The 15,039-nt window shown below is 38.5% G+C and carries 18 protein-coding genes; 13 read left to right on the top strand and 5 right to left on the bottom strand.

Annotated features, from left to right (window positions below):
* Positions 1 to 71: 71 nt before the first annotated feature.
* Complete coding sequence (locus tag AC5WOC_RS07870; protein ID WP_496054845.1) at positions 72 to 656, bottom strand: VanZ family protein; 585 nt, start codon at positions 654 to 656, stop codon at positions 72 to 74.
* A 209-nt stretch (positions 657 to 865) separates the two neighbouring features.
* On the opposite strand from AC5WOC_RS07870, the gene AC5WOC_RS07865 reads away from it, so the two are divergent.
* The 4 genes from AC5WOC_RS07865 (at position 866) to AC5WOC_RS07850 (ending at position 4,334) form a co-directional block, all read left to right on the top strand.
* Positions 866 to 2,227 (top strand): Nramp family divalent metal transporter, encoded by a 1,362-nt coding sequence (locus tag AC5WOC_RS07865; RefSeq protein ID WP_496054844.1) that lies wholly within the window; start codon positions 866 to 868, stop codon positions 2,225 to 2,227.
* A 111-nt stretch (positions 2,228 to 2,338) separates the two neighbouring features.
* On the top strand, positions 2,339 to 2,593 hold the full coding sequence (locus AC5WOC_RS07860) for a hypothetical protein (protein ID WP_496054843.1): 255 nt from the start codon (positions 2,339 to 2,341) through the stop codon (positions 2,591 to 2,593).
* A 228-nt stretch (positions 2,594 to 2,821) separates the two neighbouring features.
* Entirely contained in the window at positions 2,822 to 3,421 is a 600-nt protein-coding gene (locus AC5WOC_RS07855) for a nitroreductase family protein (RefSeq protein ID WP_496054842.1), read from the top strand.
* 223 nt (positions 3,422 to 3,644) lie between these two features.
* Positions 3,645 to 4,334, top strand: coding sequence for a hypothetical protein (locus AC5WOC_RS07850; protein WP_496054841.1), 690 nt, complete (start codon positions 3,645 to 3,647; stop codon positions 4,332 to 4,334).
* Between the two features lie 81 nt (positions 4,335 to 4,415).
* On the opposite strand, the gene AC5WOC_RS07845 is transcribed toward AC5WOC_RS07850, so the two are convergent.
* Positions 4,416 to 5,375: a helix-turn-helix transcriptional regulator gene (locus AC5WOC_RS07845; protein ID WP_496054840.1), complete on the bottom strand. Its 960-nt coding sequence runs from the start codon at positions 5,373 to 5,375 to the stop codon at positions 4,416 to 4,418.
* 116 nt (positions 5,376 to 5,491) lie between these two features.
* Between AC5WOC_RS07845 and AC5WOC_RS07840 the strand changes: the two genes are divergently transcribed.
* The 3 genes from AC5WOC_RS07840 to AC5WOC_RS07830 are packed head-to-tail and all read left to right on the top strand — an operon-like array spanning position 5,492 to position 7,629.
* Complete coding sequence (locus AC5WOC_RS07840) at positions 5,492 to 5,869, top strand: hypothetical protein (protein WP_496054839.1); 378 nt, start codon at positions 5,492 to 5,494, stop codon at positions 5,867 to 5,869.
* Between the two features lie 41 nt (positions 5,870 to 5,910).
* Positions 5,911 to 6,924: a zinc-dependent alcohol dehydrogenase family protein gene (locus tag AC5WOC_RS07835; protein WP_496054838.1), complete on the top strand. Its 1,014-nt coding sequence runs from the start codon at positions 5,911 to 5,913 to the stop codon at positions 6,922 to 6,924.
* A gap of 60 nt (positions 6,925 to 6,984) precedes the next feature.
* A complete protein-coding gene (locus AC5WOC_RS07830) occupies positions 6,985 to 7,629 on the top strand; it encodes a peroxiredoxin-like family protein (RefSeq protein ID WP_496054837.1) in 645 nt (214 codons plus the stop codon).
* Positions 7,630 to 7,724: 95 nt separating this feature from the next.
* Here AC5WOC_RS07830 and AC5WOC_RS07825 read toward each other — a convergent pair whose 3' ends face one another.
* Entirely contained in the window at positions 7,725 to 8,549 is an 825-nt protein-coding gene (locus AC5WOC_RS07825; protein WP_496054836.1) for a hypothetical protein, read from the bottom strand.
* Positions 8,550 to 8,675: 126 nt separating this feature from the next.
* Entirely contained in the window at positions 8,676 to 9,005 is a 330-nt protein-coding gene (locus tag AC5WOC_RS07820) for a hypothetical protein (RefSeq protein ID WP_496054835.1), read from the bottom strand.
* A gap of 88 nt (positions 9,006 to 9,093) precedes the next feature.
* On the opposite strand from AC5WOC_RS07820, the gene AC5WOC_RS07815 reads away from it, so the two are divergent.
* The 3 genes from AC5WOC_RS07815 (at position 9,094) to AC5WOC_RS07805 (ending at position 11,794) form a co-directional block, all read left to right on the top strand.
* Complete coding sequence (locus AC5WOC_RS07815; RefSeq protein WP_496054834.1) at positions 9,094 to 10,200, top strand: M24 family metallopeptidase; 1,107 nt, start codon at positions 9,094 to 9,096, stop codon at positions 10,198 to 10,200.
* 15 nt (positions 10,201 to 10,215) lie between these two features.
* On the top strand, positions 10,216 to 11,121 hold the full coding sequence (locus AC5WOC_RS07810; RefSeq protein ID WP_496054833.1) for a DMT family transporter: 906 nt from the start codon (positions 10,216 to 10,218) through the stop codon (positions 11,119 to 11,121).
* Positions 11,122 to 11,191: 70 nt separating this feature from the next.
* Positions 11,192 to 11,794 (top strand): DedA family protein, encoded by a 603-nt coding sequence (locus AC5WOC_RS07805; RefSeq protein WP_496054832.1) that lies wholly within the window; start codon positions 11,192 to 11,194, stop codon positions 11,792 to 11,794.
* Between the two features lie 178 nt (positions 11,795 to 11,972).
* On the opposite strand, the gene AC5WOC_RS07800 is transcribed toward AC5WOC_RS07805, so the two are convergent.
* On the bottom strand, positions 11,973 to 12,494 hold the full coding sequence (locus AC5WOC_RS07800) for a DUF4352 domain-containing protein (protein WP_496054831.1): 522 nt from the start codon (positions 12,492 to 12,494) through the stop codon (positions 11,973 to 11,975).
* Between the two features lie 85 nt (positions 12,495 to 12,579).
* Here AC5WOC_RS07800 and AC5WOC_RS07795 point away from each other — a divergent pair, with 85 nt between their 5' ends.
* The 3 genes from AC5WOC_RS07795 to aroE are packed head-to-tail and all read left to right on the top strand — an operon-like array spanning position 12,580 to position 15,038.
* Positions 12,580 to 13,095: a YqeG family HAD IIIA-type phosphatase gene (locus tag AC5WOC_RS07795; protein ID WP_496054830.1), complete on the top strand. Its 516-nt coding sequence runs from the start codon at positions 12,580 to 12,582 to the stop codon at positions 13,093 to 13,095.
* 6 nt (positions 13,096 to 13,101) lie between these two features.
* Positions 13,102 to 14,178, top strand: a complete 1,077-nt coding sequence (yqeH, locus tag AC5WOC_RS07790; protein WP_496054829.1) for a ribosome biogenesis GTPase YqeH — start codon at positions 13,102 to 13,104, stop codon at positions 14,176 to 14,178.
* A gap of 17 nt (positions 14,179 to 14,195) precedes the next feature.
* Positions 14,196 to 15,038, top strand: a complete 843-nt coding sequence (aroE, locus tag AC5WOC_RS07785; RefSeq protein ID WP_496054828.1) for a shikimate dehydrogenase — start codon at positions 14,196 to 14,198, stop codon at positions 15,036 to 15,038.
* The last annotated feature ends 1 nt before the right edge of the window (position 15,039 follow it).

The raw sequence follows: 15,039 nt of genomic DNA, 5'->3' as shown, positions 1-15,039 counted from the left end.
TTTACATAATCAAGTAAAAGAAAAGAAATATTCATTGTGAATTTGCATGAATCTTAACCATATCTTAACAGTTATATGTGTCTTTTTTGATTCTTCCCTTTAAGAAAGTGTCCTATGCGAATGAAAATACCTACTGTAACTCCAAACATGTTCATCAAAAGATCATCTATATCACAAACTCCTCGATGGGTAACAGCTTGCGTTATCTCTACTCCTACCATTAAAAATAATCCTGAGAAAAATGATTTCTTAAAAGCACAAGCAAATACTTGAAAAAAGTATCCTATAGGAATAAACAATAGAATGTTTCCACCAAAATACCAAATGAAATTATTAACTGTAAGTTTTGAAGCGAGAGAAACACTATGAATAATCGGGATGAAGTTCCATCCAGTGGTAGCATGAAGTAACGGTCGAAACAATAATAACGTATCCATCCATGATAAATAGGCACAAAACAGAATCATCGACCAAGATGGGAAAACTCGATTCTGTAAAAAAAAGAACAGAATGAAACAAAAAGAAGCAGTTAAGATAAAACAAAAGTGAGCGTTCATGCTGGATAAATTTTGGTTAATTGTGTAGACGAGTATAATACTGCATATAGCACTGAAGGCCAAAAAAAAGTAAAAAGACAGTAGTTTATGTACTTTCAAACGTTTCCCTCTTTCTGGATGAAAATGAAAAAATAAATTCTCTAAAAATAAACAAGGAACTTACTCAATAAGTACAGCATATTTTTCAATATGTATCTACACAAAATAAATAAAATGACGTATAATTTAGCCAAGGGAAACTTTTTTTGTTATGGCAAATAAAATTGTTGTAGTCAAAATTGTTAAAGATAGAAATAGAGGAGGGATTTATGATGGAGACTTTATCCGTGAAAGATAAAGTTCCTTCGGAGACAGGATGGAGAAGAGACAGAACTAATCCTTCTTTACGTGAGGTACACCGTTCTATGCCTGTTCCAAAAAAAGGATCAGCGTTTCGTAAGTTTTTAGCGTTTGTAGGTCCAGGATATTTAGTCGCAGTCGGCTACATGGACCCAGGAAACTGGGCAACCGATCTAGCTGGCGGATCGACCTTTATGTATACTTTACTTTCTGTTATTTTGTTATCCAATTTAATGGCTATGCTTTTGCAATCATTATCGAGCAAACTTGGTATTGTTACAGGACGGGATTTGGCTCAAGCTTGTCGTGATCACTATAGCAAACCTGTTGCTTTTGTGCTTTGGGTTTTATGTGAAATTGCGATTGCTGCCTGTGATTTGGCTGAACTAATTGGATCAGCAATTGCTCTTAATTTGCTGTTTGGTATTCCGCTTATTTACGGCGTGTTAATCACAGCATGTGATATATTATTTGTTTTACTTTTACAAAACAAAGGATTTCGTCCGATTGAAGCGATTGTAATATCGTTAATTGCTATTATTGGATTATGTTTTGCTGTTGAGTTATTTTTGGCTTCACCAAATGTTCCGCATGTATTACATGGTTTTGTCCCAAGTACAGAAATTGTTACAAATCCGGCAATGCTCTATATTGCGATTGGTATTTTAGGGGCGACTGTAATGCCTCACAATCTTTACTTGCATTCGAGTATTGTGCAAACAAGAGCATTTGAACAAACTCCCAAAGGCAAGAAAAGTGCCATTCGATTTGCTACATGGGATTCTAGTATCGCATTGCTATTCGCACTCTTTATTAATGCAGCTATTCTTATTTTGTCAGCAGCTACTTTTCATGGAACTGGAAAGCCTGTAGACGATATTAGTCAAGCGTATCAGTTATTAACACCTTTATTAGGAACGTCCATAGCAAGTATATTATTTGGTGTAGCATTACTGGCTTCTGGTCAAAATTCTACTCTAACCGGTACGCTAGCAGGTCAAATTGTAATGGAAGGTTTTCTTAATATTCGTCTTAAACCTTGGCTGCGTCGATTGATCACAAGAATTATTGCTATCGTTCCAGCTGTTATTGTGACAGCTTTGTATGGGTCAGCAGGCACAGTAAAACTTTTAGTATTTAGTCAGGTGATTTTATCTTTGCAGCTGTCGTTTGCTGTATTTCCCCTTGTAAAATTTACAAGTGATAAAAAGAAAATGGGTGAATTTGCGAATCGTCTGTGGCTGAAAATCACTGCTTATTCGGTAGCAGTAGTTATTGCAGGATTAAATATATATTTGCTTTACAGCACTTTTGCTTCATGGATTTCATAAAACCAAGGACTTTATCCTTGGTTTTTTTTATACATATCGTAATTTTTAAATAATTAAATGATACAATCGAGTTGCAATCAAATACTGCTGTCACCCCACTTTGGAGGGGACATGGAGAAATATACTATCTATGCACTTATCCTTGATACTCCAGAAGGGACGATCAAGTCGTATGAGTACTCATTCGCAGGATTGGCGAAGAATTATGATTGTGTTCTGAAGGATAATGAGCTTGTGTCTGTGAACCATCCTGATTATAAAAAGCTTTTGTGGTTGCTGATCGGGTCTTCTGACACAAAGAAGATCCCAGTTCATGGAAAGACGCCTAAAACTCTGCGAATGGATGATCTGATGAAGATGAAGTAGTATTTATCCCCTTGTAGATTACATGTTTACAAGGGGATGGCTATTTTTAGCGAACTTCACCAAAACAGTGAAGTTTTTTATTTTCTCAGAAATAAACAATTTATTCTATATATGAATATTTTAATTTTAAGGGGATTGACAAACGAGAATGATTTATACATAATAAGTTATGTAGTTACTAAAAGTAAGCGGCTTTACATTGGCCCAACAAATGGAGGAAAAAATATTATGGCAAATACATTTTTAGAAGCAGTGGAAGCAAGACGTACTTATTATGGGTTAAACAAAGACGAAGTGGTTAAACCTGCACGTGTAAAAGAATTAGTGGAACATGCGGTCAAACATAGCCCTTCGGCGTTTAATTCTCAAAGTGCAAGAGTTGTGGTGCTATTTGGAAAGGAATCAGATAAAGTCTGGGATATTACCAAAGAAGAACTTCGTAAAATCGTTCCAGCAGAGAACTTTGCAGCGACGGAAGAACGCATCAATGGTTTTGCTGCTGGATATGGAACTGTTTTGTTCTTTGAAGATCAGAACGTTGTCGAAAACCTGCAAGAACAATTTGCTTTGTATGCAGAAAACTTTCCAATTTGGTCCAATCAATCTTCAGGAATATTGCAATATGTTGTTTGGACAGCTCTGGAAGAAGAAGGTTTAGGAGCTTCTTTGCAACACTACAATCCATTGATTGATGAAGAAGTGCGTACTACTTGGGATTTACCAAAAGAATGGAAGTTGATTGCACAAATGCCATTTGGTAAACCAACAGCAAAACCAGGTGAAAAAGAATTCCACCCACTGGAACAACGCATCAAATATTTTGGTTAAATGAAATCAGCAAAAAGAAGGGGCAACCGTACAAATGTTGTCCCTTCTTTTTTTCTGTCCCATCCTTTACAATGAAATTGGCAAATGATTTCGATAATCTCCTCTATTTGCTAATAATCTGACAATATCCATGGATTTGTAAGAAAAAAAGTATTTTCATTGATTCAAAGAACAGGTAGAATATTATTCAAGTAAATACTAAAACTCATTAGGAGGAGAAATAATGGAAGGGTCTCGTTTGATAGACCAAGCGTCTGTTGATTATTTATCATCATTAGTAGTGAAGGGGGATGTAAATAAACATCATACACTACTAGGTGAAGGTTTAAGCGGGCAAGTATTCTCCTTTGAAGATTATGCTGTAAAAGTGTACAAAGACGATTTTAGTGAAAATGACGATCATCTGATGCTGGCAAACTTGAATGCGCACCCTATGTTTCCTAAACTTCATTTCCAAAATGAAAAGTTTATGGTTGTGGATCAAGTAAAAGGGTATACCCTAGCACAACTGCGTGATGCAGGTTATAAACTAAAAGATGCGCAATTCCGTCAATTAGAAAAAGCGATCGAAGAATGTTATGCTTCTGGAATTATTCCTCATGACATTCACCTTAATAATATAATGTTAGATCAAAATGGTAATGTGAAAATCATCGATGTCGGACGTTTCTTCTATAGTGATCATAAGGAAGATTATATCGACAAGATTAAAGACGATTTGGATAAGATCAAGTATCATTGCGGGTTGTTTAGTCTATTTTCTTCTTCACGAAGAAGACATCGTAGACATCACTATACCAGCAGCTATCCACATCGCCACTATACATCTTCTTCTCATCGTCATCACCATCACCGTCGTCATCGCCCACATCATCATCATTCTCATTCTTCCTTCTCGTTCTCCTTTTCATAAGAGATACACAGCCTCAAGGCAAAAAGCCTTGAGGTTTTTTTGTTTTCGAAAAAGGTATCTCAATGGAAACTTAGAACAGCATCAATACACTGACTCTTTATATTGCAATTTCATTGACTCTATTTTCTGTTTTAAATAGTTGACAGCTTCTTTTGGCTTTATTATTTTAGCGTCTTCTCCCACGCCCCAAATCATATCGCAAAAAAATGTCAGATTATTTACTGGCACCAACATTTGAATGATTCCACTGCCATCTTTTAATAGTTCAATGAAATTTCCAAACCAACTATTTGATTCAAGTGTTCGTACACCTTTTTGCGTTATTTTGACAACTAGCATGGTTTTCTCCGATTCACTTATTTCTGGGGTATTCCACTCGATTACCGATCTTTGGTCTACATCTTCTCGGCACTGAATGAATTCATTTATTTTCGCAGATTGAATTCGATCTGCGCGGAATAACCGATATGCATTCCGAATGAAACAGAAAGCAGGACAATACCAATACCCTTGTGCCGCATAGAGGCCAATGGGCTGAATATCCCGTGTTGCTAAGCCTTTGCTGGCATTGTACTCGATTGTTACTGCACTTCGATTCATAATTGCTTGCAATAAAGTTTTCAGACATTCAGCGGACATGGAGCGATAGGGATTCCAAATAACCATCTTATCTTTTAATCGGTCAATTTGTACTTTCACATCTGCTGGTGAGTAATGGTAAAACTTATGAAGTGCCGATGCTGCGCCCTCATCAAAGGGTAGCGAGCCAAAATATTGTAAGGATTGACAAGCAAAAAACATGGCTATTGCTTCATTTTCTGTAAATGTAATCGGAGGAAGCATCCTTTCTTGCAGTAATCGAAAACCACCTCCTCTTCCTTGGACGGAATAAATCGGAAAGCCTAGTTCACTCAATTCTTGCAGATCACGTGTAATGGTACGAGTAGAAAGCTGAAATTCATCAGCGAGTTCTCGAACCGTAAAAGCTTTTTTGGCATTTATCATCATAATAAGCTGGATTAAGCGCTGTGATTTTAACAAAGTAACCCTATCCTTTTCTTTTTTTAAATTTTAGCATGAAAATAAGACATGATATGTCTTATTTTCATGCTAAAGTCATTTTGTAGCAAAAAAAAGAAAGAAGGCTGAAAACAAAAATGGACAATATACAAGATTTTGTGAGCAGGTATAACAAAGTTTGGAACGAAGCAGATGATAATCGCCGTAGAAGAAGCATTAGAGAACTTTGGTCCGAAGACGCTACTCATTTTACGGAGAATATAGAAGCATATGGATATGATGCAATAGAGATTCGAATCCAAGAAGCATATGAAGAGTTTGTAAAAAAGGGTGGATTTACATTTGAGCTGTTTCGAACCATTTCCGGACATCACAATGTAGTGAAGTTTTATTGGAAGATGGTGCCACAAAATGGAGGCACAGCAGCAGGCGCAGGTTCTGTTGTTGCTATTTTGGGTCCAGATGGTCGAATCACATCAGACTACCAGTTTAATGAGCCGATTCAAATTTCTTAAAATGTATTTTTTATAAATAAATAAAAAGAAGAAGGTTTGAGATGAAAAGTTATCATATAAATCTAGGTGCAGGTTTGGAAGGTCTTCATGTAAAAGAACATGATGTACCAGTTCCAGGCCCTCGAGAAGTACTGATTCGGGTAAGAGCATGTTCAATCAATTATCGGGAGATTATGATCATTTTCCAAGGAAGCTATTCATTGCCTATTTTACCTAACGTCATACCGGTATCAGATGGTGTTGGAGAAATTGTAGAGATAGGCAAAGATGTGACGCGAGTAAATCTAGGTGATAGGGTAGCAGGAAATATATTTCCAAATTGGATTGATGGTCCATTTCATTGGGATAATGCTGCACAATTAGGTGGATCACTCGATGGAATGTTGGCGGAATATGTGGTGCTGAGTGAAGAGGCAGTTGTCCAGATTCCAAATCATCTTACTTATGAGGAAGCTTCAACCCTACCATGTGCTGGAGTTACAGCTTGGAATGCATTGACGGGAGGACAATCGTTAAAAGCTGGTGATACTGTTCTTACCCTTGGTTCAGGTGGAGTTTCGCTTTTCGCTATCCAGTTTGCGAAGCTCTTTGGGGCGCGAGTTATTTCTACTACATCCAATGAAGAAAAAACAGAACGATTGATGATTCTAGGGGCTGATGAAGTAATCAATTATTATACAACACCAGACTGGCACCTTGCCGTACAGGAGTTGACCAATGGACAAGGTGTGAATCGCATAGTAGAGGTTGGTGGAGCAGGTACTCTAGAAAAATCCATTAGGTCAACAGCGGCTGGTGGAGAAATTAGTCAAGTTGGATGGCTAGCTGATGGTGCTTCATCCATTCCTATAAGTGCGATTGCTTCCAATATTTTTAATCTTCGGCGAATTGCTGTTGGAAGTCGGGCTCATTTTACTGCTATGAATGGTGCTATTGATGTTAACCGACTAAAACCTGTAATTGATCGTATCTTTTCTTTCGAAGAAGCGGGGTCTGCATTCCAATATTATAAGGAACATTCTCCTTTTGGAAAAGTGGTTATTACAATCGGTTAGAGAGAAACACAATGTTAATTCAATTTATGTTTAACAATAAATGTGGAAGTTTGAAACAAAATGAACGAATATTTAAATGAACAACTAGAAGCCAGAGAACAAGAAATGAAAAGCAACAAGCCTGATAGTTATCAAATTCTTCAAGAATCAATTGAATATTTGCAGCAGACAGGTCTTGCGAGTGGATTACAGGTGGGAGACACAGCACCAGATTTCACGTTGAGAGATGCACGAAATAGAAATATCCCTTTAGCAGAGAAAACGGCGGGTGGTCCTGTGATTTTGACGTTTTACCGGGGAGGATGGTGTCATTTCTGCAACCTGCAACTAAGAGCTTATCAAGCGGCTCTGCCACAATTTCAAGAATATGGAGCTGCGTTAATTGCGGTTTCACCACAGAGTCCAGATAACACCTTGAGTCAACAAGAAAAAGAACAACTTACTTTTATAGTAGCAAGTGATATCGATGGGCAAGTGGCAAATCAGTACAATGTCTTATATGAGATATCAGGTTCATTGAAAGGATTGTATGAAAAATTTAACTTGAATTTGGAAAAATATAACGTAACAAATCGCTGGGTGCTGCCTATATCGGCAACCTTTGTTATAGATAAGCAAAATATCATCCAATACGCACATGTTGATGCAAACTTTATGAGACGGTTAGAACCAAAAGTGATCTTAGAAATGCTTAAAAGCCTGTGATTTGTAACAATATTTGAAGTTGAAAAACTCCACATAACGTCGGCGAGGCGCCCAGCTGGATTGCTGGGTGCCTCGCTTTCATCCAAGGTAGATTGTCAGTTGTTCTTGACGGCGTTCCATCGGTCGCTCAGGAACTGAACCGCGGCGGTGTTGTACTCCCGCAGAACGGGCTCCTGCGCCTTCTGCTTCTTGTTCTTGTCGGTGATCGCCGATGCAGCCTGCCACTTGGGCGCGAGCTCATCGTTGATCTTCTTGATGAAGTCGAAGTCGATCTTCACGACCGCCTTGATCTTCTTGCAGGTGGCGGTGCTCTCCTTGCAGGCGTTCGCGGCGTTGTTCAGACGCTCGGTGATGATCTGCTTGTTGGCACCGACGTACAGGCCGGCGAGATCGAAGCCAGCACGCTGAGGACCGTCCTTCTTGACACGGTTGAGCAGTGTCTTCATGTCCTCGTTCTGGGGGGTCTCGTACGGGAAGAAGAACTTACCCTTGCTGTAGACGTCCCAGTTCATGTTCTGCTGCTCGATGATCTCGATGACCCCCTGCTTCGCCTGCTCATCCGGGCTCTTCGCCGAGACGGCGGTCGCCTTCGGCTGGGCAGTCGGCTTGAAGCTTGGAGCGCTGGTGACCGGCGACTCCGTTGCGCTCGGCGTCGTCGAAGAAGGCGCCTGCGAGCTCTGCTCCTCTTTGGGAGTGGGCGAGGCACTGGGCTTCTTCGACGGAGTTGCCGATGCCGTCGGCTTCTTCGTTTCCAGCGCGTTCGCGCTGGTCTTCGGCCCCGACTGGGTCACGGACTGCTTGTCGTTTCCGCTCGCGTTCGACAGCGCGTGCACGAGCACCATGCAGAGCATGATGACGATGACAAACGCTGCGCCGATCTGCTGCACCCGCTTGGGAACAGACGGCTTCTTGATGTTCATGAATCTCCTTGGACGAATACCCTATTTTTCCGGGTATGGTTGGTGATGTACTTTTATTATACAAGAAAGTGGGAGGAATGGAGAGATGAAATAAGGAAAAGAAAAAAACCTTGCTTTTCGCAAGGTTTAGAAATCACCTAAAAATCCAGGTATTTCTGCTTGAATATAAATGATGATAAGTTTCAGAAAGAGGAAAAACAAAAGGGGTATCGTACTAGTAAGAATACCAACAACAGAAATAAGGCTCCCATTCGTAGTATAATAACTGTACAATCCTAAAAGCAGAGCAATGATTCCAAAAATGAGAGTCAGCGTTTTTGCGTCTGGGAAAAACACAAGAATAAAGGTGAAAATTCCTAGGATTAGGGAAGCAAATGAAAGGTTTACTGGAGTTAAATATTGCATAAATGCGGAAACACGGTTTTGATTTTCTTGCGGATTTTGATTTGGTTCCAAAATGATTTCACTCCTTGTTAGACAATAAAATAAGTATAACAGAATATATTTACAAATCTACGAAATAATTGGGAAAAGGTGATACAAAATGGACAATCGAATCGACCGTGTTGCACAGTGGCTGCATGAAAATGAATTAGATGCAGCATTTATTACTTCAAGTTCGAATGTATTTTATTTGACTGGGTTTGCTTGTAATCCACGAGAAAGATTGCTTGGAGTATGGATTTTTCCTGATAATAGCTCTGTTTTGGTTTGTCCATTATTGGAGATCGAACGGGTGAAGGAATCGGGATGGCATGGGGAAGTGTATGCTTTTCGAGATGAAGATAGTCCATGGTTATGGATGAAAGATAAATTTGCTCCACTTCTAAACGGTGATGCAAAGGTTGCAGTTGAGGCAGATCATCTCACTTACGGAAGAGCACAAGAGCTATCGGAAACATTAGCGATAAACACATTTATTTCTATCGATGAACAGATGCGAATGATGCGAATACATAAGACGGGAGAAGAAAAAGAAATCTTGCGAAAGGCTGCTAAATTTGCAGATCAAGCCATACAATATGGTATCGAATTCTTAAAAAGTGGACGAACGGAATTAGAAGTAAAAAGTTATATCGAAAACAAAATGCAAGATTTGGGAATAACCAATATGGCTTTTCAAACGATGGTTTTATTTGGTGAACGCACCGCATTGCCCCATGGGACGGCTAGTTCTCGAAAACTACAAGCTGGGGAACTTGTTTTGTTTGATTTGGGGGTAATTGTTGACGGGTATTGCTCGGATATCACTCGAACTGTTGCTTTTGGTGATATATCCGCAAAACAAAAGGAAATATATGATACTGTTTTGCAAGCAAATCAACAAGCGATTCAAGCATTGAAACAAAAAATAGTAGCTACATTTGGAGAACTAGATCAAATAGCACGGGAAGTAATTGACCAAAAAGGGTACGGCGATTATTTCACCCATCGTTTGGGACATGGACTTGGTATTGAGCCGCATGAATATCCTTCCATATCAGGTGATAATACACAGCGTATTCCGAATGAAGCCGTTTTCACGATTGAACCTGGTATCTATATCCCATCGATAGCAGGCGTAAGAATAGAAGATATGGTCATCAGTACAAATGAGGGGTGTGAAGTACTCACTCATTTTCCAAAAGAATTACAGTTGATATCTCCTTGAAGAAAGGATGTAGATATGGGTAAAAGTGGAAAAATCATCTCCGCATTGATTGTTACCTTTTTATGGGGGAGTGTGGCACCTGTGATCAAGCTTGGATATCGTCTATTTGGTATCCAAGCAAATCAAATAGGATCTCAATTACTTTTTGCCAGTCATATTACTTTGTTAGCTTCTTTTCTTCTTTTTTTAATGATGAAAACAGATAAACAATCTATTTTTGTCCCTCGTTCCATCTGGTTTTCTCTCATACAGATTTCCTTTTTCCAAGTTTTTTTCAATTATGTCTTCTTCTTTGTCGGCATCAGTATCAGTACAGGAATCCTTGGTGCAATTATGGCTGGTACCACCTCGTTGTTTCAATTGCTTTTTGCTCATATCTTGTATAAAGAGGAAAAGCTCTCTACTCCCAATTTGATTGGTTTAGGTTTCGGATTGATTGGAATTACAATGTTACATATAACAGAATCAGGGAAAATATCGTTTGGGTTTGGGGATATGTGTTTATTTGCAAGTGTATTAGCTGGTGCATGGGGAAATATTCTTGCTGCCAAAAGAAATACTGATATCGACACAAAAACCATGACTGCATATGCTATGCTACTAAGTGGAATTGCCTTTTTCATTTTAGGGTACATCATAACAGGATCTTATCCTTTTGTTTTTGGTTTCTATCAAGTTTGCATTCTGTTTTATTTAGGTGCAATGACTGCTATCGCGGTGGGTATTTGGAATCACTTGATGCGCAAATATTCTGTTGGAAGTGTTTCTTTGTTTTTGTTCTTTGTTCCTGTATTTGGCGTAATGATTTCTTCCTTACTTCTAGACGAAAATATACCGTACAATACACTAATAGCACTAGTTTTTGTCATCGTCGCAATAGTAGTTGCAAATCGGCCTTATAACAAAAATGAAAATGGATGAAAGGATCAATAGATTTCCATATATAATAAGAAGAGATATATGTTCGATACATGCATGTGGGGAGAAAAATATGTTAGAGTTTGCATTTTCCTTTTTAGAGCGATGTGGAGTTTGGGGGCTTTTTGGAGCAACAGCAATAGAAGCGACATCTATTCCTTTTCCTGGTGCGTTATTTGTATTGTTGTATGGTTATATCATGCAAGTAGAAGCATGGAAGTTGATTGTTATAGGTTTTGTAAATAGTTTTATTTTTAGTATCTTTACACTGGTACCATATACAATTGGTTATCAATTAGAAAATTTTTCTGCTAAGAAGATGGATAGTACAAAGGTAAAAAAGGCACAAGCATGGTTCCGTAAATATGGAGAGTGGAGTATTACTCTGTCACGTCCCCTAAGTGTTGGAAACTATGTGTCTTATATTGCTGGTTTGAGTAAAATTCGTCCTGCGAGATTTTTCTTTTTTACCTTGTTAGGGTCATTTCCTTGGAATACAATTTTGTTGTTTATCGGACGATCGAGTAATGTTGAAGGGATTCAGTACTTTTTAAAAACTTCTGGGAAAATAGGGTCTTATTCCATTACTGTAGTTATAACAGTAGCGATAGTATGGTACAGCATATGGAGATATCGTAAAAAAAATAAAGCCACAAAGGAAACGAAAAGTGGCTAAAGACACTTGTTTGTTAATAAAGTCCTCTTTCTTAATGAAATAATTTTTTTACGAACTTGTGATGTGAAGTCCGTTGCCATACAAACCTTTCTCGTTTTCTTTACAAGCTGTTTCCATTTTCCCATACGAAAAACACTTCTGAAACGATTTCCAGAAGTGTTTTTTTGAAGCAAATTAATTATCTAAGAAGCCGAATATGTGCATTTTGCATTGATTTGTTACTGCCATTGATTTCAAGATATCCTTGTCCTACCCCGACAGAGGTATCAAACAAAAGCATTACGTTTTGCCGTTCCAAAGGTTTTATTTTTTGATTATAAAATCCTTTTCCATTGTTATTGATCAGCAAATCCAAATTCACATCAGGTTCATATATATTTCCTTTATCATCAATCAGACGAAACATGCCTGGAGTGATGGTTACAGGTTTTCTACTTTTGTTGGTAATCCCGATGCTGACACATAAATAGGCGATCTTTGCTTTGTGGCTGATTCCATTTAACGTCAACTGCTTCTTTTGTTGAACATCTGTTAAAACAATGGAAAATGGCTGAGTGGTGACATAATCCCCTGCAATAGGATCAGGGTTATCAGGTTTTACATAGTTTTCTTTCATGTTCGCATCTGGTAGTGAAGTAACTTCAGGTTGACAAGCTGTTAGGAAAACAGCAAAAATCATAAAGACAAACAACCGTTTCAAAATAAATCCTCCTAGACCTTGTTTTGCAAGCTATTTTCTAACTATGTTATATTAGGCACGAGCGTGTTTTCATGGAGGGATCAAGATGTTCTCAGCGTTTGTGCCAAATCAATATGTACCGTCCATCTATAAGATTAACCTAGAAGAGCTGAAAGAAAAAGGGATGAAATCAATCATTGTCGATTTAGACAATACTTTGGTTGAATCTGATCGCAAAGATGCTACTCCTTTGTTAGTGGAGTGGCTGCAGGAATTACAGCAGAAAGGTTTTCAAGTAATGATTGTATCCAATAATAATGAAACAAGAGTTTCACAATTTGCGATACCACTTCAAATTCCATTTATTCATAGAGCAAGAAAACCATTAGCGTTTGCCTTTCGAAGAGCAATACAGGAATTGAACACGGATGTGTCCTCTACCGTCATGATTGGTGACCAATTGTTAACGGATGTTTTAGGCGGAAATCGGATGGGGTTTTATACAATTCTGGTTGTCCCTATATCAAAAACAGAAGGTTTTTTTACAAAGCTCAATCGAAGAGTAGAACGTGTTTTTTTTCGATGGATGGAAAAAAGAGGTTTATTAGAGAGAGGAGAATAACCATTTGTGATACATTGTGAAGGTTGTGGCATTGAGCTTCAAACAATGGACGAAGCAAAACCGGGATATATTCCACAAGCAGCATTGGAACGAGAACAAAAATACTGCAAGCGGTGTTATCGAATTCGGCACTATAATGAATTAGCAGCAGTTGAACATGATCCTGATTTTTACTTGCAAATTCTTGGACAAATTGCCGAAACGAACAGTTTAGTAGTTCAAATCATCGATTTATTTGATATTGCAGGCAGCTGGATACCAGGAATCCACCGCCATATTGGAAGTAATCCGCTTTTGCTTTTTGGAAATAAAGTGGATTTATTTCCACAGTCAATAAAGACAGGTAAATTAAAAGAATGGATTCACAGTTATGCAGTAGATATGGGTGTAAAACCAATCGATGTTGTGGTAGGAAGTGCAGCGAAACAAGCTAACCTGCAAGAGGTGCAACATGCAATTGAGCGTTATCGCAAAGATAGGGACGTGTATATTGTCGGTGTGACGAATGTCGGAAAGTCAACTTTTCTAAATTACTTATTAGAGGAGCCAGTCATTACAACTTCTCCTTATCCAGGAACAACGTTAGATGTCATTCATATCCCGATTGATGATGAACACAACATCGTAGATACACCAGGAATTGTGAAAAAAAATCGTTTGAGTGAATGGATATCTCCAAAGGAACTAGGGGAAGTCATACCTAAAAGCCGATTAAATCCAAAAGGATATCAATTAAATGCAGGTCAAACCGTATTTTTAGGAGGTTTGGCACGTTTTGATTATATGGAAGGAGAAAGACAACCATTTACCTGTTATTTTTCGAATCGGATTTACTTGCATCGCACGAAGCAAGAACATGCAGACGAGTTTTTTCAAAAACATGCAGGTGAACTGCTCCAACCACCAAAAACGCCACACGAATTACCAGAACTGCAAAAACATCGTATCGTTTTAAGCGGGAAAGAAAAACAAGACATTGTTATCTCCGGTCTTGGTTGGATTGCTACTGGTAAAGAAAGAGGAGTAGTAGATATATACGCTCCAAAAGGGATTGAAGTAACAGTACGATCATCGATTATATAAAAACAGAGGATAGCATTATGAAAATTACTGCATACACACAAGCACTTGGCTTATTAGGAAATCCAGTGACGCATTCCAAATCTCCACAGATGCTAAACAAAGTGTGGGAAATACTCGATACTCCTGCGGTATATCTGGCTTACAATGTAAAACCAGAACAATTAAAAAATGCAGTTGATGGAATGCGAGCATTGGGGTTTATTGGGTTTAATGTCACCATTCCTCACAAAGTAGCTATTATTCCTTATCTGGATAAACTCGATGCCACAGCAAAGGAAATTGGTGCGGTAAATACAGTTGTTCATCGTGAAGGACAACTAATTGGATATAATACGGATGGTATCGGTTATTTGCGTTCGCTTGAAGAGGAAACGCTATTTACAGTGAAAGATAAAGTTATCACTATACTTGGAGCTGGTGGGGCTGCAAGAGCAGTCAGTATTACTTTGGCAAAAGCAGGTGCTAAAGAAATCGTAATTGCCAATCGAACAATGGGAAAAGCATCAGAATTAGCTCATGTCGTAAATACTTGGACAAAAGCGACTGCAATTTCCATCCACTCTGCAGCAGATCACATTGCACGATCACAATTATTGGTTAATACAACTTCCATTGGCATGTCACCAAATGAAGATGCTTCTCCTGTAACCGCTGATGTCCTTCATGCAGATTTATTAGTGAGCGATTTAATTTACCGTCCAAAAGAAACGAAATTGTTACAATATGCACAAGCTGCTGGTGCAAAAACACATGGTGGATTAGGAATGTTATTGCATCAAGCAGCAGTTGCAGTGGAGTATTGGTTCCAGCAAAAAGCGCCGATCAAGCAAATGAGAGCAATCTTGGAAAACGAGGATTAAA

This window comes from Shimazuella sp. NTD247 (genome assembly GCF_059510415.1).
Note: the sequence above shows the minus strand (reverse complement) of the source record. Positions and strands in the feature narration are given on the sequence as shown.